The organism is Methylocystis sp. H4A (genome assembly GCF_015709545.1).
In the GTDB taxonomy this organism is placed as follows: Bacteria; Pseudomonadota; Alphaproteobacteria; order Rhizobiales; family Beijerinckiaceae; genus Methylocystis; species Methylocystis silviterrae.
In genome coordinates this window covers 477,387-494,467 of sequence record NZ_JADNQY010000028.1, presented here as the reverse complement: position 1 = coordinate 494,467, position 17,081 = coordinate 477,387, and the positions used below count along the sequence as shown (strand labels likewise).

Genomic DNA, 17,081 nt, shown 5'->3' with positions numbered 1-17,081 from the left:
ATTGCGAAACCGCTCAAACGCAGCGTGAGCTATGTCTCGCTCACGTCTTCCGCCGGTTCCTCGAGCTCCGCTTCAATCATGTCGCCGTGCCGCTCCGCTGGCGCGAGCTCGGATCGTGACCGCGCAATCTCGCGGATCGCCTCTCCGATTTCCGGATTGCGCTTGGTCAGCGTCTGCAGATCATAGGCGTCGAGGATGAGGAGCTTCGTCGGCGCGGTCGCCCGCACGTCGGCGGAGCGCAACGTTTTGTGCAGAACGGCGATCTCGCCGAAGAACTGCCCTTCGCCGAGCGTGACGTTTTCATGCGCCAGCTCGACTTCAACCTCGCCCTCGGCGATGAAATACATCGAATGGGCGGGATCGCCCTTGCGCACGATCATTGCTCCCCGGGGTATGGACTGCGCCCGAAGGTAACGCATGATCTCGGCGATCCCGGCCGCGTCGAGACCGCGAAACAGCGGCACGCTGGCGACCATCGTCCAGGTGACGACGAATTCGCGGCGGTGAATCTCTTCGGCGAAGGCGGTGGCGAGAATGCCGACCGGCAGGCCCAGCAGCAGAAAGCCCGTCACCATGGCGAAGGAGGCGATGAGCTTGCCCGCCAGCGTGAGCGGGATGACTTCGCCATAGCCGACGGTCGTCACCGTTTCGATCGCCCACCACATGGCGTCGGGGATCGTGCCGAATTTTTCGGGCTGCGCCTCATGTTCGGCGATATGCATCGCCGTCGAAAAGAACAGCACCGCGCCAAACAGAATGATCAGCCAGGCGAGCAGCGCCTTGCGCTCAGCCTCGATCACCGCGAGCAAGGTGCGGATGCCGGGAGAATAGCGCGCGAATTTGAAGAATCGCAGCAGGCGCAGCATCAAAAAGACGCGCAAATCCGCTGAGAAGTAGAACGAAAGATAGAAGGGCAGGAAGGCGGCGAGGTCGATCAGCGCCCAGCCTGATGCGATGAAGGCGAGCCGCGCCGCCGTCGGCGAGCGGCCCGCGTAGAGCGCATGTTCGGGCGCGCACCAGACGCGCAAGACATATTCGAGCGTGAAGGCGGCGACGGCGACATATTCAATGAGGTTGAAGATGTCCTCATAGCGGTCGCTATATTCCGGCACCGATTCGAAGATCACCGAAACGACCGACAGCACGACGAGCCCAATCAGCCCGCGATGGACGACGCGCGCGAACCGATCATGACTGCCGCCGTCAAGGACGACGTGGACGCGCCGCCGCAACAAAGCCAGACCGCGCCGCCGGTCCGGCTCGTTCATGGCGCGGCTGCTTTTCCGCGCAACGCGTCCTCGACGGAAGCGAGCGCCTGATCGATGGCGGCGGCGTTGGGGCCGCCCGCCTGCGCAAGGTCGGGGCGGCCGCCGCCGCCCTTGCCGCCGAGCATGACGCTCGCGACGCGCACGAAATCCACGGCGCTGTATTTTTCCGTGAGATCGTCGGTGACGCCGACGACGATGCCGGCCTTGCCGTCGGGCGAGGCGCTGGCGAACGCGACGACGCCCGAGCCGATCGCCTTCTTGGCGTCATCGACCATCGACTTCAAATCCTTGGCCTCGATGCCTTCGACGGCGCGCGCCAGGAGCTTGACGCCGCCGATGTCGCGCGGCTTCTCGGCGGCGCCGTCGCCAGCGCCGCCGCCCATCGCCAGCTTGCGCTTGGCGTCCGCGAGTTCGCGCTCCAGCCGCTTGCGCTCGTCGAGAAGCGCGGCAAGCCGCGCCGGCGCGTCCTCGAGCGGCGCGCGCATCAGCGCCGCCATGTCGCGCAGCGCGCGCGACTGCGAGACGAGCTGGCTGCGCGCGCCCTCGGCGGTGCGCGCCTCGATGCGGCGCACGCCGGAGGCGACCGCGCCTTCCCCGACAATGGCGATGAGGCCGATATCGCCGGTGCGCGAAACATGCGTGCCGCCGCACAGCTCGACAGAGAAGGGATGCGCGGCGCCCGGACTCACCGGGCCCATCGAGACGACGCGCACTTCGTCGCCATATTTCTCGCCAAAGAGCGCGCGCGCGCCAGAGCGGATGGCGTCGTCCTGAGCCATCACCCGCGTCTCGACGGGCGCATTGTCCTGAATGATTTCATTGGCGAGGGTTTCGACGCGGGCCAACTCCTCATCGGTGAGCGGCTTGGGATGGGTGAAGTCGAAGCGCAGCCGTTCGGGCGCAACGAGCGACCCTCTTTGCGCCACATGCTCGCCGAGCACCTGCCGCAGCGCCTCATGCAGAATATGCGTGGCCGAATGGTTGGCGCGCGACTGGGTGCGGCGCTCGTGGTCAACGTCGAGTTCGAGCGCGAGACCGGGCGTGATCTCGCCCTCTTCGACGACGCCCTCGTGAACGATGAGGTCGCCGAGCTTTTTGACGGTATTTTCGACGCGAAAGCGCAGGCCGCGGGCGCGCATCACGCCGACGTCGCCGACCTGACCGCCCGATTCGCCGTAGAAGGGGGTCTGATTGAGGATCAGCGCCCCGCGCGCGCCTTCCTTCAGCGAAAAGGCCTCGCCGCCGTCATGAATAATGGCGGTGACGACGCCCTCGCTTCTTTCAGTTTCGTAGCCGAGGAATTCGGTCGCGCCGAGACGTTCCTTCAGCGCGAACCAGAGCGCTTCGGTCGCGGTTTCCCCGGAGCCGGCCCAGGCCTTGCGCGCGTCCGCTCGCTGGCGCTCCATCGCCGCGTTGAAAACCTCCTTGTCGACGCCGATGCCGCGCGGACGCAAGGCGTCCTCGGTGAGATCGAGCGGAAAGCCGTAGGTGTCGTAGAGCTTGAACGCGGTTTCGCCGGAAAGCTTGTCGCCCTGGCCGAGCGCCGCCGTCTCTTCGTCGAGGATCGCGAGGCCGCGCGCCAAGGTCGCGCGAAAGCGCGTCTCTTCGGAGAGCAGCGTGTCGGCGATGAGCGACTGCGCGCGCACCAGTTCCGGATAGGCCTGCCCCATCTCGGCGACGAGCGTCGGCGCCAGCCTCCACATCAGCGGCTCCTTCGCGCCGAGAAGCTGCGCGTGCCGCATGGCGCGGCGCATGATCCGGCGCAGCACATAGCCGCGGCCTTCGTTCGACGGCGTGACGCCATCGGCGACGAGGAAGGAGGAGGCGCGCAGATGGTCGGCGATGACGCGATGGCTCGCGCCCTGCGGGCCGTCGACCGGCGCGCCGGTGAAATCGGCGACCGCGCCGGTCAGCGCGCGGAAGAGATCGATGTCGTAATTGGAGGTCACGCCCTGCATCAGCGCGGCGATGCGCTCCAACCCCATGCCGGTGTCGATCGAGGGGCGCGGCAGCGGCGCGCGCTGCCCCGGCGCCACCTGCTCATATTGCATGAAGACGAGGTTCCAGAACTCCAGGAATCTGTCGCCGTCCTCGTCCGGGCTTCCGGGCGGGCCGCCTTTGAGCGTCTCGCCCTGATCGTAGAAGATCTCCGAGCAGGGGCCGCAGGGCCCCGTGTCGCCCATGCTCCAGAAATTGTCGGCGCTGGCGATGCGGATGATGCGGCTGTCATCGAAGCCGGCGATCTTTTTCCACAGATCATAGGCCTCGTCGTCATCGTGATAGACCGTGACGAGCAGCCGATCGACGTTGAGCCCGAATTCGCGCGTGATGAGGTTCCAGGCGAGCTCGATCGCGCCTTCCTTGAAATAGTCTCCGAAGGAGAAATTACCCAGCATTTCAAAGAAGGTGTGATGGCGCGCGGTATAGCCGACATTGTCGAGGTCGTTGTGCTTGCCGCCGGCGCGCACGCATTTTTGCGCCGATGCGGCGCGCGCATAGGCGCGCTTTTCGACGCCGGTGAAGACGTTCTTGAATGGCACCATGCCGGCGTTGGTGAACATCAACGTCGGATCATTGTGCGGCACAAGCGACGAGGAGGCGACTTTCTCGTGCCCATTATGCGCGAAATAGTCGAGGAAGGCGGTTCGGATCTGGTTGACGCCACTCATGCGGTCACGGCTCGCGAATGCGTCTCTGTCGCCGAAGCGGCTTTTGCGCCGATGCGGGAGACGCGTTTAAAACAATAACCTGGAGCGGCCTTTCGTTTCAACGAAACAGGCGACGGCCCGAGGTTGCGGCGAAGGCTGCGGCAGGCGGCGCCGTCGCGCGCTTCGTCATGCGCGATATGACAGTTTCGGGGGGAAACGGCAATGGCGAGGGGACCGCCAGGCAGGGCGATCGGGCGAAGGGCTTCCCCATCCTTGTAACTTAAACCGTGCCGGATCAGCTGACATTGCCGCTGCGGCGGCGGCGAGCCGACGACAGAGCGCGAGCCGCTCCTCTCAGTCGCCTCTGCGCCGAACGCGGGAAGACAGGAGGCCGCCAAGCGGTCGCCGCGCAGCCTCAACGATCAGCGCGCCGACGACGCCGAGCGCGCCCATCAGCAGGAAGAAATACACGCTGGCGACGCTCGACCACAAACTGCCGAGCCATCCCGCCAGGAGATTGCCGAGAAACATCGATGTGAACCACACGCCCATCAGCGCCGAGCGCGAACCTTCCGGCGCGACATGCGACACGAGCGACAGGGCGATCGGCGAGAAATGCAGCTCCGAGACGGTGATGACGGCAAAAAAGGCGAGGAGCCAAAGCCAGCTCGCCTTACCGCCGTCGCTCGTCCATGCCGCAAGCGCCATGACGCCGTAGCTCACGGCGACGCCGAGACAGCCGAGCGACATTTTACTGATCGTCGAGGGCTCGCGCCCTGCCCGAGAGAGCCGGCTCCAAAAGGAAACGAGCGGCGGCGTGAAGAGAAAGATCATCAGCGGATTGAAGGCCTGAAACCACGTCACCGGAATTTCGGCGCGCCATCCGAAAACATCGACGCCGCGGTCGGTGGATTGCGCCGCCCAGAGCGCGATCGTGTTGCCCTGCTGCTCGAAGGCCGCCCAGAACAGCGCGGAAGGCGCAAAGAGCAGCATGAGGATGATGAGCGACCGGCGAAACTGCGCGCGCGCCTGCGCCGTCGGGGCGCGCCTTACGCCGCGCATCGGCTCGGGCGGCAGACTCGGAAGGCCCATCACATACGCCGCGAGGCCGATCGCCATGCCGACGCCCGCGCAGGCGAAGCCATAATGCCAGCCGATCGTCTCCCCTAATGTTCCGCAAACCAGCGGCGCGAAGAACGCGCCGATATTGATCCCGACATAGAAGATCGAATAAGCGCGGTCGCGACGGGCGTCGGTCGGCGCATAAAGCTCCCCGACCTGGACGGAGATGTTCGGCTTGAAGCCGCCGCAGCCGAAGGCGATGCAAAGCAGCGCGATCAGAAAGAGGCGATCATAAGCCATCATGAAATGGCCGACGGCCATCAACGCCGCGCCGATGACGATCGTGCGCGCGCGCCCTAACCAACGATCGGCGATCGCCCCGCCCAGAATCGGCGCGAGATAAACGAGGCCGGTGTAGAGCCCGTAGATTTGCGAGGCGAAAGGTTGCGGACCGAGCGGGCCGGAAAGCGTCTCGAGCCCGCGCTTCAAGGCGTCTAGGCCGAGCGCCGCGTCCATGCGCGCCGGCGTCAGCAAGTAGTCGACCATGTAGAGGACGAGAAGCGCCCGCATGCCGTAATAGGAAAAGCGCTCCCACATTTCGGAAGCGAAGAGAAAGGCGAGCCCGCGCGGATGGCCGAGAAAATCGTCGCTTCGCTGCATTCGCCCTGCCGGACCATCGTTCGCGCCGGCCTGCGGCCCGCGCGGCTGCTATAGACGATGGCTTGATCGGCTCAAATCGCCCCCACGTCGAGGCCTGCCGCGACGAGCATGCCCAGTTCGCGGCATTCATCGACGAAGTCTTCCCGCCATTCGCCCCGGCAAATGAGCGGCTCGCGAATCGCGCGCCAGCGCAGGCCGGTCACGATCGTCTCGACGCCGCGCCGCGTTCCCGTTCCGTCATGGCCGGCGCGAATGTAGAGCGCGTATGGCAGGCCCTGCGTGCGCTCCAACAAGGGAGAGTAGCAACGATCGAAGAAGTCCTTGAGCGCTCCGCTCATGTAGCCGAGATTTTCGGTGGTTCCGAGAATGACCGCCTGCGCGGCGAGAACATGCTCGGGCGTCGCCGCGAAAGGGCTGAGCGTCTCAACCTCGACGCCTTCGATCTCGGGCGCCCGCGCGCCGGCGGCGACCGCGTCCCGCAGCCGCTCGGTATTGCGCGACGGCGCATGCGCGACGATGAGCAGGCGCTTTGGCAAAATGAGCGCGGCTACCAGGGATGAAATTCTGGCACGTAAATAATTTTCATGAAGATCGCCAGGCCGATGATCGCGAGCAGGACCAGCAGCCCGCTGTAGGCGATCACCGCATAGACCGAGGCGTTGTAGACCGAATCCACCAACCGCAGCGCATAGGCTCTCAGCGCGCCGTCTGTTTCCGTTACCTGCTTCGCCATAAGCTCTCCTCCTCAAGGAGGCGGTCAAAACTCATTTCGTATAAATCGATATAGAGCGCGCAATGTCGTCGTCACCACTATTCGCTCGACGCGATAAGAGGTTGGGGCTTGCTTTTGTCGCTGGCGCTCATCGCGCGCTTGCGCTTGTCCGCCCGCTCGACGACCTGGACTTTTTGCGCATCCGACATCGACATCCAGCCGGCGATCTCGGCGCGCGTGCGGCCGCAGCCGACGCACACGCCGTCCTGATCAAGTTCGCAGATCTTTATGCACGGACTGTCGACCATCGGCTCCACTTTTGACTGCGCGGCGCCCGGATGACGGCGGATGCGTCCCGCCGCGCTATAGGATGGCGCGCCGCGCGCGTCAAAAACCCCAGAGGTTCTTCGCGACAATCCTTTTTCTCCTTCGCCAAATCGACTAGATGCGGGCCATGACCACAAAAACGAAAATCTTCATCGACGGCGACGCCGGCACCACGGGGCTCGAAATCCGCGAGCGGCTCTCCGGGCGCGCGGACATTTCGATCCACGCGCTCCCACAGGAGACGCGCAAGGACGTCGCCGCGAAGCGCGACATTCTCGCTTCCGTCGACATCGCGATTTTGTGTCTGCCGGACGACGCGGCCAGAGAAACCGTCGCGCTCTGCGACGCGCTTGGCGACGAGAGCCCGCGATTGCTCGACGCCTCCACGGCGCATCGCGTGGCGGATGGTTGGGTCTATGGATTCGCAGAGCTTTGCAAGGGACAGGCGGCGGCGATCGCCCGCGGGCGCCGGATCGCGAACGTCGGCTGCTACGCCACGGGCGCGATCGCGCTCATCCGTCCGCTCGTCGACGCCGGGCTTATCCGGTCGGACCAGCCGCTGACGATCAACGCCATCTCCGGCTATTCGGGGGGCGGACGGCAGATGATCGAAGCCTATGAGCGCGGCGAAGCGCCGGCGTTCGAGCTCTATGCGCTCAGCCTCGAGCACAAACATGTGCCCGAGATCATGGCCTATTCGAAGCTTTCCGAGCGTCCGCTTTTTGTGCCCTCGGTCGGCAATTTCAGGCAGGGCATGCTGGTCTCGATGCCGCTCGCGCTCGACGCGTTGCCCGGTAAGCCCAAAGCCGGGGATTTCGAAGGCGCCTATGCGGGTCACTACGCCGAGGCGAAACATGTCCGGCTCGCGGCCGCGCCGACAAGCGGCAAGCTCGACCCGCTGGCGCTGAACGGAACCGACGATTTGGAACTCTTTGTCGTCGCAAACGAAGCGCGCCGCCACGCCCTGCTCGTCGCGCGGCTTGATAATCTCGGCAAAGGCGCGGCCGGCGCGGCGGTGCAAAATCTCGACCTGATGATGGGGAAGACCGCCGTCTCAGCCTAACGCCGGCGAAGCTTCGCACGCCTATTCGGCATAGGCGGTGGCGCCTCCCGGCAGTTTCGCCGCGACGTCCTCATAGCGGCTGGTGCGCTTGTCCATCATCGTCTCGAAGGCTTCATGCACCTCCTGGACCGAGCGAACTTTGAGCCGGCGGCCCTGCTGCTCGTAGAAGATCGGCTTATTGGCGCGCGCCGGCCTCGGCAGTAGCGACGCCGCCGACGTGTGCGGCGCCTCGTCCATGGTCCGCATGAAGCGTTCGGCGTCGTCCGGGCCCAGGAAGTGGATGAGGTAGGTTTCGCCGCGGGTCAGAGGACGGCCGATCTTCTCGGCGATCCTGGAACTGTCCTTCTTGAGCATTTCGGCGGCGAGAACTGCGGAAAGATAGGGATCGTTGCGCAGGCCCAGGATTTGCGCCCGCTTCTGTCCGCTGACGCGCGCCGAATCGTCGCTCGCGATCACCGCCGCCGTCTCGCCGTGACCATGGCGCCAACCGAAGGTTTTCATCGCCTTAAGCCAGGTCTTCTCGACGAATTGGAAGAGCCCGCTGGCGGAAGACGTCCGTGCTTTCGCCGTCGAGGAGAAATTCGACTCCTTGTCGGCGATGGCCATGAGCAGCGCCGGGTCCATTTCAGTCGTCTGCGCCGCTTTAACAACGCGCTCGACGATCGATTGCTGCACCTTGACGGACCCGAACCGCATCACGCCCGGCGCATCGAAGGCGTCGTCACTCCCGAGCCGATGCGACCAGGTGAGCGCCGCCTGGTCCAAAGAGAAATCCGAGTCGAGCGCCGTATCGTCATCGGCGGCGGATTGCGTCAGCGTCGTCAGCGGAGAGGCGGCGACGCGGACGCGTGCAGCGCGCGCGGTCCGCTCCGGACGACGAGTCTCGTCGCGCTCAGCCGTCATCGCCAGGACAGCCAGCACCGAAAGCAAGGTCGCGACGCAAAGCGCCCGCAACAAAGGAGAACAGGATTGATCAAGCAGTAAGCCCGGCAAGGTCGCGTGGGGCGACGCCTTGGACTGCCGGCCTGAGCGAGGCGACGCGACCTTCTCATCCTTCGAAGGCGGCGGGGCGTTCGTCAGCGTGACGGTCATGCTTCGCGGTTTCTCCACAATTACGCAAAGTTTGCGTAAACAGAAGGTTACCTGCGAGGCGGGGCGAAAGATCGACGGCCGGAGCCATGCTCGCGCCACAATTACGGCCGCGCCACAGACGCGCGGCAGCCGAAAACTCATGAGTTACAATAGATTACGCCGACAGGCACATCGCTGTCGCCACAATGACGCCACTAGTCGAGACGCGAACTTGCTGCGGCCGGCGTCTCGAAACGAGAGCGGGTGTCTCTAAAAGAGATTCGACACCTTGGAGAGCATGCCTTGGAGCAGATGATATTCGGGGCCGGCGGTCGGCGTCGTGCGGGTGATGAAGTCGATCGGCTTGCCGTCCTCCATGCCGTAATCGGCCACGCGCTGAACTTTCTTCGACTTGTCGAAGTAAACCGCATAGACGCGCTGATCGGTAATATTCTGTGGCATGAAGGCGAATTTGCGCTCAATACGCTGGCTGACGTAATACCAGGCGTCACCGCCGACCGTCGACGTTGTGGAGGGGGTGCCAAGGGTCGCCATCACCTGCTGCGCCGGCATGCCAGGCTTGATCTGCCCGGTGCTGCGCGAATCGAGCACGGCGCCGCGGTTGACGACGCCCTCGTACCCGAGACAAGCGGAAAGCGAAGCAGCGAGGCCGGCCACGGCCGCTATACGAGAAACGACGCGCAAAGCCTGCGCCATGAATGTCTCCGAAATCATCCGCCGCGGCGCGCCTGCGCCCGGTCGATAGTCCCTCGCCAAATCCGTAATCTTCGAACGCAGCGAATGCAAGACGCTCTTCTTGCACTGCGCAGCGCTGGCGTCCGTGCGCCGACGCACATATCTGGTTCTATGGAACGCCCGCGACATGGAGACAGCGACATGGAGACAGCGCCATGAACAACACTTTCGACTCGCATGCGCCGCTTTCGCGCCGTCTCGCCCTCTCTGAAGTGCCCCCTGAAGGTCTCGACGTCGACATCCGCGCGACGCCGCTCGAATGCGCCGCACTGGCGCAGCTCAATGCGCTGCCCGCCGTCCATTCGCTCCAAGCGAAACTGCGGGCGCGGCAACGGCGCGGCGACGGATTGGAGATCGAGGGCGAGTTGCGCGCGCGCATTCGGCAAATCTGCGTCACGACGCTCGAGGAGTTCGACTCGGAGCTCATCGAACCCATTCAGATGCGCTTTGCGCCGCCGCGGGACGAGGCGCCGCGCAACCGAAGGCGACATGAAGAGACGACTGAAATCACGTTGGATGAGGATCCGCCTGACCCGTTGATCGGCGGCGTCGTCGATCTCGGCGCCGTCGTTTCCGAGTTCTTCACGCTGGCTCTTGATCCCTATCCTCGCAAGCCAGGTGCGAATTTCGTCGAACCGCAACCTGGCGACGGAGCTCAGGCCGTCTCGGCTTTCGCCGCCCTGGGACGGCTCAAACCGCGCCGCGAGGCTTGAGGCGAGACAGAATAGGCACTTGCGCCTATGGCCAGCAAATGGCAAGTCGCCCGCAAGGGCGGGAGCGCGAACGCGCTTCTCGGACGCGTCACACGAAGGCCGGCCAAGAATTAAGGCGGCGGAACCAGGCGCGCAGTCGGGAGAAACGGGTTAAATGCCGCAAACTATTCGGATCGCGCTCGACGCGATGGGCGGCGATTTTGGTCCGAAGGTGACCATCGCGGGCGCCGCCAACGCGCTCGAACGGCGTCCCGAGAGCCGCTTTCTGTTGATCGGCGACGAGCCGGCGATCCGCGCGCAACTTCAACGCTATCCGCGCCTCGCCGAATGCGCCGACGTGCGCCACTCTTCGGTGTCGATCCGTATGGACGACAGGCCGAGTCAGGCGCTGCGCTACGGGCGGCGGGTCTCGTCGATGTGGCTCGCGATCGAAGCGGTCAAGAAAGGCGACGCCGACGTCGCGGTTTCGGCCGGCAACACCGGCGCGCTCATGGCCATGGCGAAAATCTGTCTGCACACGATGGCGCGCGTCGATCGTCCCGCGCTCGCCTGCCTTTGGCCGACGCTAAGGGGGCAGTCCGTGGTGCTCGACGTCGGCGCCTCGATCGGCGCCAACGCCAGCCATCTGGTCGATCTTGCGATCATGGGCGCGGCGATGGCGCGGGTCATCCTGGGTCTTGAGCGTCCGACCGTCGGCCTGCTCAACGTTGGCACCGAAGAAATCAAGGGCATAGAGCAGGTGAAGGCGGCGTCGACCCTGCTGCGCGACCTCAATCTGCCCGGTTTCGATTACCGCGGCTTTGTCGAGGGCGACGGAATCGGCAAAGGCGTCGTCGACGTCGTCGTGACCCCCGATGGCTTTACCGGCAACATCGCCCTCAAGACGGCCGAAGGGACTGCCGAGCAGATCTCGGCTTATCTTAAACAGGCGATGGCCGGATCGCTGCTCGCCAAGCTCGGCTATCTTCTGGCGCAGGGCGCCTTCCGCGAGCTTCGCGCCAAGGTGGACACGCGGGCGACAAATGGCGGCGTGTTCCTTGGGCTTGAGGGAATTGTCATGAAGAGCCACGGCGGCGCCGATCCAATCGGCTTTGCGCGCGCGATCGAGATCGGCCACGAGATGGCGGGCAGCGACCTTCTCAATCGTATTCGCGACACTGTCGCGCTGGCGCACCGCCTCGAGGGGCAGGACGGCGCCGATTCGACCAGTCCTCCCCGGGAAGCCGCTCAGTGACCACAAGCATGCCTCAACTGCGTTCCGTCGTTCTTGGCGTGGGCGCCTATTTGCCTGCGAAGACGCTCAGCAATGCCGAGCTGTCCAAGCTCGTCGACACGAGCGACGAGTGGATTGTGCAGCGAACGGGAATCAAGGAGCGCCATATCGCCGCGGAAGGCGAGACGACGTCGATGCTCGGGGAGATGGCCGCGCGCGATGCGCTCGCCAACGCGGGAATCGCCGCCGCCGACATCGACCTGATCATTGTGGCGACATCGACCCCCGACTGGACCTTCCCGTCAACAGCGACGCAGATTCAAGCGGCCCTCGGCATTACGCATGGCGTGGCGTTTGATCTGCAGGCCGTCTGCTCCGGATTCGTTTTCGCCATCGCCACGGCGGAAAAATTTCTACGCTCGGGCTCGCACAAGCGCGCGCTTGTTATCGGCGCCGAGACATTCTCCCGGATCATCGATTGGACCGACCGCACCACATGCGTGCTGTTTGGCGACGGCGCCGGCGCGATGGTGCTCGAGGCGCGGCCGTCGCAAGGCGAATCCGACGAGCGCGGCGTGCTGACGACTCATCTGCGCTCTGACGGACGCCATCGCGCGAAACTCCATGTCGACGGCGGCCCGTCCGCGACTCAAACCGTCGGTCATCTGCGCATGGAGGGGAAAGAGGTGTTCCGCTTCGCGGTCGGTCAAGTCACCGACGTCGTCAAGGACGCTTTCGCCGCGACGGGACTGACCCCCGAGGATCTCGACTGGTTCGTGCCGCATCAGGCCAATCGCCGAATCATCGATATGTCGGCGCAAAAGCTTGGGATTGCGCCGGAAAAGATCATCGCCACCGTGCATTTGCACGGCAACACCTCCGCCGCGTCGGTGCCCCTGGCCTTGGCGGTCGCCGCGGCGGACGGACGAATCAAACAAGGCGATCTCGTCATGCTTGAAGCTGTCGGGGGCGGCTTTACCTGGGGATCTGCGCTGATACGCTGGTAAGCTGGCGTAATACAACAACTATTTCAATGTAAGCAAATATTGGCAGGAAATATTACACGCGCGGTTAGAACCTGCGCTTGATTTCCGCATTCAATTCTGAAAAATTCTGACAATAGCCGGTGGCGAAGACCCGCTGTGGGCGGGTTTCGGAGCGCTAACGCGCCGCCCTGATCGCGCCCCGTCGTCCCTCCCGGCGCGCTCCGAACAGCCCACGACCGTCGTTTTTGATGAATTGTAAGGCAGAAGATGGCCAAGGGGGACGCGACCGCTAAGCCAAACGGCGAAGCGGCAGACGAGCGCATGGCGAGCGGGGGCACCGTGACCCGTTCGGACCTTGCAGACGCAATCCATCGGAAAGTCGGAGTGCCGCGGGCGGAGTCCGCGAAATACGTCGAAATGGTGCTGGAAGAGATCTTCGAGCGCATCATCGCGCGCGAAGACGTCAAGCTCTCTTCCTTTGGCGCCTTTGTTGTGCGCTCTAAGAAGGAGCGGCTGGGACGCAATCCGAAGACTGGCGCAGGCGCCAAGATTTCGGCGCGGCTGGTCGTCTCCTTCAAGCCGTCCAACATCATGCGCGCAAGAATCAACAGCGACGAGTGACGCTTGCGCCGTCCTGCGCGCTGACCCGCTTGACAAGCGTCGGCGCGCCATGCGCCAAGCAGTGATGGCCAAAAGCCGCGCAGTCTACGTCTGTCAGAACTGCGGCGCCGTCGCGTCGCGGTGGCAAGGTCGCTGTGACTCCTGCGGCGAGTGGAACAGCCTCGTTGAAGAGTCGGAGGCCGGCGCACCCGCCGTTTCCCGCCGCGCCGCGCGCGGCCGCGTCTTCGAACTCGAGGGGCTGGCTGGCGAAGGCCGGGCAGCGCCAAGAATTGCGACTGGAATCGACGAATTCGACCGCGTCACCGGCGGCGGCTTCGTGCCGGGCTCGGTGCTGCTGCTCGGCGGCGAGCCTGGCATTGGCAAATCCACTCTGCTCATCCAGGCCTGCGCGACTCTGGCGCGCCGCGGCGCGCGCGTCGTCTATATTTCGGGCGAAGAGGCCGTCGCCCAGGTGCGCCTGCGCGCAACCAGGCTCAATCTCGCCGATGCGCCGGTGGAGCTGGCCGCCGCAACTCAGGTCGAGGACATTCTCGCCACCTGTGCGACAGGCGCCCGCCCGGCGTTGATCGTGATCGATTCGATACAGACAATGCACACCAACATGGCGGAGTCGGCGCCTGGAACGGTGACGCAGGTGCGCGCAAGCGCCCAGGCGCTCCTGCGCCACGCCAAGACGACAGGCTCGACGATCGTTCTCGTCGGCCATGTCACCAAGGACGGGCAGGTCGCAGGTCCGCGCGTGGTCGAACACATGGTCGACGCCGTCCTGTCCTTCGAGGGCGACGGCGCGCATCATTTCCGCATGCTGCGCGCCTCCAAGAATCGATTTGGCGCGACCGGCGAAATCGGCGTCTTCGAGATGACCAGCCTCGGCCTCGCCGAAGTCGCCAATCCATCGGCGCTTTTTCTCGCCGGCCGAGACTCTGGCGCGCCGGGCGCCGCGGTCGTCGCCGGCATGGAGGGGCAGCGTCCGCTGCTGATCGAAATCCAGGCGCTCGTCGCGCCGAGCTCCCTCGGCACGCCGCGACGCGCCGTCGTCGGTTTCGACCAGAATCGGCTCTCCATGATCCTGGCCGTGCTCGAAGCGCATGGCGGGCTGAAGCTGGGCATGCACGACGTCTATCTGAATGTCGCGGGTGGATTTCGAGCCCACGAGCCGGCCGCCGATCTCGCCGCGGCCGCCGCCCTCGTCTCGTCGCTCACCGGCGCCGTCCTGCCGCCCGACATGTGCTTTTTTGGAGAAATCGGGCTCTCCGGCGCCGTGCGGCCCGTCATTCACGCCGGCATGCGATTGCGCGAGTCAGGGAAACTCGGGTTCCATCTCGCCGTCGTCCCGCAATCCCAACAAATCTCCGATGATGGGCGCGGCGCCGGCGTGACGATCCGTCCCTGCGCGGACGTCGGCGGCCTCGTCGCCGCCATCGCCCGCATATCGACGCGCGAAAGAACCATCGCGCGCGGCTAAAGAGGTCGCGCATTAGTGTTTCCGGCTGGCCTCAAGATGCGTTAGAAGGCTGCCAGTGCGAAAGCGAGACGCCTGCCGGACCGACGCTTGGCTGCCCGCGGCGGCGCAAAGTTGACACAGGTTCTGGAGAGGGTCGTGCGGATGCCGCCCGGAAGGCGGCCAACAGCCCATTCAGAAGCGTTCAGAGCTCGGGCGAACAAGCAAGGGGCTAGCGATGCCATCATATCTTGATTTGGCTGTGATTACCGTCGTTCTGATTTCGGGGATGCTCGCACTTTTGCGCGGCTTCACCCGCGAAGTCCTTGCAATCCTGTCCTGGGTTGCGGCGGCGGCGGCGGCGTATTTCTTTTATCCGCTCGCCCTGCCCTACATCAAACCATACGTCAGCAAGGACGAGATCGCTCTCGCGGCTTCCGTGGCCTCCGTGTTCTTCGTCGCTTTGATCGCTGTTTCTCTCATCACGGTGAAGCTCTCGGACGTCATCCTCGATTCGAAGGTCGGCGCCCTCGATCGCACGCTCGGCTTCCTGTTCGGCGCCGTTCGCGGCGCGCTGCTCGCCGTCGTCGCCTTCGTCTTTTACAGCTGGCTGGTGCCCGAAACGAATCAGCCAGAATGGATCAAGGACGCGCGCGCTAAACCGTTCCTGACGGCTGGCGGCGAGAAGCTGCGCGAAATGCTGCCCGACGACATCGACAGCCTCGTCGCCAAGATCAAGGCGAAGAAGGGCGCTCCGACGAATGAGGAGCCACCGGCCGACGTCGAGCCGGACAAGATTCAGCCTGCGCCGACCGACGCAAGCACAGAGGCTCCGGCCGAGGCGGCGCCTCAATCGGGCGACAAGCCTGAATGATGGTCTTGCGGTTGGGCCCCGCCGCTGGCACATATGACGGGAATGCGACGGCCGAGCGCTTGGGAGTGCTGAGCGGCGCGTCACGGGGGACGAAGCATGACGGAGGCCGCCGAGGATCTTCAACGATCCTCATCCCGCGAGATTGACGCGAGAGACGATCTCGACGGCGACAGGCTTCGCGAATATTGCGGCGTATTCGGCGTCTTCGATCTGCCGGACGCCGCAGCGATCGCCGCCTTGGGCTTGCACGCCCTGCAGCATCGCGGCCAAGAGGCGGCCGGCATCGTCAGCTTCGACGGCGGCCGCTTCCATGGCGAGCGCCGACTGGGCTTGGTCGGCGATCACTTTTCTCAGGAAAACACGATCAAGCGCCTGCCCGGCGCCACAGCGATCGGACATGTGCGCTACGCCACCACCGGCGAAACCATGCTGCGCAACGTGCAGCCGCTGTTCGCGGAACTGAACACGGGCGGCTTCGCGGTCGCCCACAACGGCAACCTCACCAATGCCCAGACGCTGCGCCGCGAACTGATCCGCGAAGGCGCGATTTTCCAGTCGACTTCGGACACCGAGGTCATCCTTCATCTCGTGGCGCGCAGCCGCAGGCCGCTGCTCATCGACCGTTTCATTGAAGCGCTTCGCTCGATCGAAGGCGCCTATTCGCTCGTCGCGCTCACCAACAAGAAGCTGATCGGCGCGCGCGATCCGCTCGGCATCCGGCCGCTCGTCATCGGCGAATTCAACGGAAAATATATTCTCGCGTCGGAAACTTGCGCGCTCGACATTATCGGCGCGCGCTTCGTGCGCGACGTGATGAACGGCGAGATCGTCATTATCTCCGAGGACGGAATTCAGAGCTTGCGGCCGTTTCCGCCGCAGCCGATGCGCCCCTGCATCTTCGAATATATCTATTTCGCCCGCCCCGATTCCATCGTCCATGGCCGTCCGGTCTATGAGGTGCGCAAGGCGATGGGCGCCGAGCTCGCGCGCGAGCGCCTGATCGAGGCGGACGTGGTGGTGCCCGTGCCGGACTCCGGCGTGCCGGCGGCGCTCGGCTATTCGCAGCAATCCGGCGTGCCGTTCGAGCTCGGCATTATCCGCAATCACTATGTCGGGCGCACCTTCATCGAGCCGACGCAAATCGCCCGCGATTTCGGCGTGCGCATGAAACACAGCGCCAACCGCTGCGTCGTCGCCGGGAAACGCGTGATCCTCATCGACGATTCCGTCGTGCGCGGCACGACGTCGGTGAAAATCGTGCAGATGATGCGCGACGCCGGCGCGACGGAAGTGCATTTCTTGATTTCGTCGCCGCCGATCACCAATCCGGACTACTACGGCATCGATACGCCGCAGAAGGAGAATCTGCTCGCCGCGACGCATACGCTCGATGAAATGCGCGAATATATCGGCTGCGACTCGCTGGGCTTCCTGTCGGTCGACGGCATCTATCGCGCCATGGGCTACGAGCGCCGCGATCCCATCCGGCCGCAGTTCACCGACCACTGCTTCACCGGGGAGTATCCCACGTCGCTGACCGACCTTGTCGGCGAAAACCGCGCGCAACTGTCGCTGCTGGCGGAGGCAAGCTGATAGGCGGCCGACGCGAGATCCGCGTGCTATGAGAGGCCACGCGATTATTTTCGGCTCGCGAGCGTCAAGCATT

At 64.5% G+C, this 17,081-nt stretch carries 16 protein-coding genes; 8 read left to right on the top strand and 8 right to left on the bottom strand.

All coding sequences use genetic code 11. The annotated features are described in order from the left end of the window. Window positions 1-29: 29 nt before the first annotated feature. The 6 genes from IYW40_RS19005 to IYW40_RS18980 form a co-directional block, all read right to left on the bottom strand. On the bottom strand, window positions 30-1,268 hold the full coding sequence (locus tag IYW40_RS19005) for a cyclic nucleotide-gated ion channel (RefSeq protein WP_196401808.1): 1,239 nt from the start codon (window positions 1,266-1,268) through the stop codon (window positions 30-32). Continuing rightward, window positions 1,265-3,937: an alanine--tRNA ligase gene (gene alaS / locus IYW40_RS19000; protein WP_196401807.1), complete on the bottom strand. Its 2,673-nt coding sequence runs from the start codon at window positions 3,935-3,937 to the stop codon at window positions 1,265-1,267. The genes IYW40_RS19005 and alaS overlap by 4 nt, the downstream gene beginning before the upstream one ends. Window positions 3,938-4,270: 333 nt before the next feature. Beyond that, on the bottom strand, window positions 4,271-5,638 hold the full coding sequence (locus IYW40_RS18995; RefSeq protein WP_196401806.1) for a peptide MFS transporter: 1,368 nt from the start codon (window positions 5,636-5,638) through the stop codon (window positions 4,271-4,273). A 71-nt stretch (window positions 5,639-5,709) separates the two neighbouring features. Next, window positions 5,710-6,174 carry a flavodoxin family protein gene (locus IYW40_RS18990; protein WP_210327367.1) on the bottom strand — a complete coding sequence of 155 codons (465 nt, stop codon included), beginning with the start codon at window positions 6,172-6,174 and terminating at the stop codon, window positions 5,710-5,712. Between the two features lie 11 nt (window positions 6,175-6,185). Continuing rightward, the gene (locus tag IYW40_RS18985; RefSeq protein ID WP_196401805.1) at window positions 6,186-6,371 is read right to left on the bottom strand and encodes a hypothetical protein; all 186 of its coding nucleotides are present in this window, start codon (window positions 6,369-6,371) and stop codon (window positions 6,186-6,188) included. A 77-nt stretch (window positions 6,372-6,448) separates the two neighbouring features. After that, entirely contained in the window at window positions 6,449-6,766 is a 318-nt protein-coding gene (locus tag IYW40_RS18980; protein ID WP_246720912.1) for a DUF1289 domain-containing protein, read from the bottom strand. Window positions 6,767-6,804: 38 nt separating this feature from the next. Between IYW40_RS18980 and argC the strand changes: the two genes are divergently transcribed. After that, complete coding sequence (argC, locus tag IYW40_RS18975) at window positions 6,805-7,740, top strand: N-acetyl-gamma-glutamyl-phosphate reductase (RefSeq protein ID WP_196401804.1); 936 nt, start codon at window positions 6,805-6,807, stop codon at window positions 7,738-7,740. Between the two features lie 21 nt (window positions 7,741-7,761). Here argC and IYW40_RS18970 read toward each other — a convergent pair whose 3' ends face one another. Both IYW40_RS18970 and IYW40_RS18965 read right to left on the bottom strand, forming a co-directional pair. After that, window positions 7,762-8,832 carry a transglycosylase SLT domain-containing protein gene (locus IYW40_RS18970; protein ID WP_196401803.1) on the bottom strand — a complete coding sequence of 357 codons (1,071 nt, stop codon included), beginning with the start codon at window positions 8,830-8,832 and terminating at the stop codon, window positions 7,762-7,764. Window positions 8,833-9,081: 249 nt separating this feature from the next. After that, entirely contained in the window at window positions 9,082-9,528 is a 447-nt protein-coding gene (locus tag IYW40_RS18965) for an outer membrane protein assembly factor BamE (RefSeq protein WP_246720911.1), read from the bottom strand. Between the two features lie 194 nt (window positions 9,529-9,722). On the opposite strand from IYW40_RS18965, the gene IYW40_RS18960 reads away from it, so the two are divergent. The 7 genes from IYW40_RS18960 (at window position 9,723) to purF (ending at window position 17,008) form a co-directional block, all read left to right on the top strand. Beyond that, window positions 9,723-10,280: a DUF177 domain-containing protein gene (locus tag IYW40_RS18960; RefSeq protein ID WP_196401801.1), complete on the top strand. Its 558-nt coding sequence runs from the start codon at window positions 9,723-9,725 to the stop codon at window positions 10,278-10,280. 154 nt (window positions 10,281-10,434) lie between these two features. Continuing rightward, window positions 10,435-11,514 carry a phosphate acyltransferase PlsX gene (gene plsX, locus IYW40_RS18955; RefSeq protein WP_196401800.1) on the top strand — a complete coding sequence of 360 codons (1,080 nt, stop codon included), beginning with the start codon at window positions 10,435-10,437 and terminating at the stop codon, window positions 11,512-11,514. A gap of 8 nt (window positions 11,515-11,522) precedes the next feature. Further along, a complete protein-coding gene (locus IYW40_RS18950; RefSeq protein WP_196402223.1) occupies window positions 11,523-12,500 on the top strand; it encodes a beta-ketoacyl-ACP synthase III in 978 nt (325 codons plus the stop codon). A 246-nt stretch (window positions 12,501-12,746) separates the two neighbouring features. Continuing rightward, complete coding sequence (locus IYW40_RS18945) at window positions 12,747-13,100, top strand: integration host factor subunit alpha (RefSeq protein WP_196401799.1); 354 nt, start codon at window positions 12,747-12,749, stop codon at window positions 13,098-13,100. Between the two features lie 64 nt (window positions 13,101-13,164). After that, the gene (gene radA / locus IYW40_RS18940; protein WP_196401798.1) at window positions 13,165-14,565 is read left to right on the top strand and encodes a DNA repair protein RadA; all 1,401 of its coding nucleotides are present in this window, start codon (window positions 13,165-13,167) and stop codon (window positions 14,563-14,565) included. Window positions 14,566-14,779: 214 nt separating this feature from the next. Beyond that, window positions 14,780-15,415, top strand: coding sequence for a CvpA family protein (locus IYW40_RS18935; protein WP_196401797.1), 636 nt, complete (start codon window positions 14,780-14,782; stop codon window positions 15,413-15,415). Between the two features lie 96 nt (window positions 15,416-15,511). Further along, window positions 15,512-17,008: an amidophosphoribosyltransferase gene (purF, locus tag IYW40_RS18930; RefSeq protein WP_196401796.1), complete on the top strand. Its 1,497-nt coding sequence runs from the start codon at window positions 15,512-15,514 to the stop codon at window positions 17,006-17,008. Window positions 17,009-17,081: the final 73 nt, after the last annotated feature.

Excerpts from the sequence above, each read along its gene's own strand:
- IYW40_RS19005 (WP_196401808.1), bottom strand. The coding sequence starts at position 1,268 with ATGAACGAGCCGGACCGGCGGCGCGGTCTGGCTTTGTTGCGGCGGCGC.
- alaS (WP_196401807.1), bottom strand. The coding sequence starts at position 3,937 with ATGAGTGGCGTCAACCAGATCCGAACCGCCTTCCTCGACTATTTCGCG.
- IYW40_RS18995 (WP_196401806.1), bottom strand. The coding sequence starts at position 5,638 with ATGCAGCGAAGCGACGATTTTCTCGGCCATCCGCGCGGGCTCGCCTTT.
- IYW40_RS18985 (WP_196401805.1), bottom strand. The coding sequence starts at position 6,371 with ATGGCGAAGCAGGTAACGGAAACAGACGGCGCGCTGAGAGCCTATGCG.
- argC (WP_196401804.1), top strand. The coding sequence starts at position 6,805 with ATGACCACAAAAACGAAAATCTTCATCGACGGCGACGCCGGCACCACG.
- IYW40_RS18970 (WP_196401803.1), bottom strand. The coding sequence starts at position 8,832 with ATGACCGTCACGCTGACGAACGCCCCGCCGCCTTCGAAGGATGAGAAG.
- IYW40_RS18965 (WP_246720911.1), bottom strand. The coding sequence starts at position 9,528 with ATGGCGCAGGCTTTGCGCGTCGTTTCTCGTATAGCGGCCGTGGCCGGC.
- IYW40_RS18960 (WP_196401801.1), top strand. The coding sequence starts at position 9,723 with ATGAACAACACTTTCGACTCGCATGCGCCGCTTTCGCGCCGTCTCGCC.
- plsX (WP_196401800.1), top strand. The coding sequence starts at position 10,435 with ATGCCGCAAACTATTCGGATCGCGCTCGACGCGATGGGCGGCGATTTT.
- IYW40_RS18950 (WP_196402223.1), top strand. The coding sequence starts at position 11,523 with ATGCCTCAACTGCGTTCCGTCGTTCTTGGCGTGGGCGCCTATTTGCCT.
- IYW40_RS18945 (WP_196401799.1), top strand. The coding sequence starts at position 12,747 with ATGGCCAAGGGGGACGCGACCGCTAAGCCAAACGGCGAAGCGGCAGAC.
- radA (WP_196401798.1), top strand. The coding sequence starts at position 13,165 with ATGGCCAAAAGCCGCGCAGTCTACGTCTGTCAGAACTGCGGCGCCGTC.
- IYW40_RS18935 (WP_196401797.1), top strand. The coding sequence starts at position 14,780 with ATGCCATCATATCTTGATTTGGCTGTGATTACCGTCGTTCTGATTTCG.
- purF (WP_196401796.1), top strand. The coding sequence starts at position 15,512 with ATGACGGAGGCCGCCGAGGATCTTCAACGATCCTCATCCCGCGAGATT.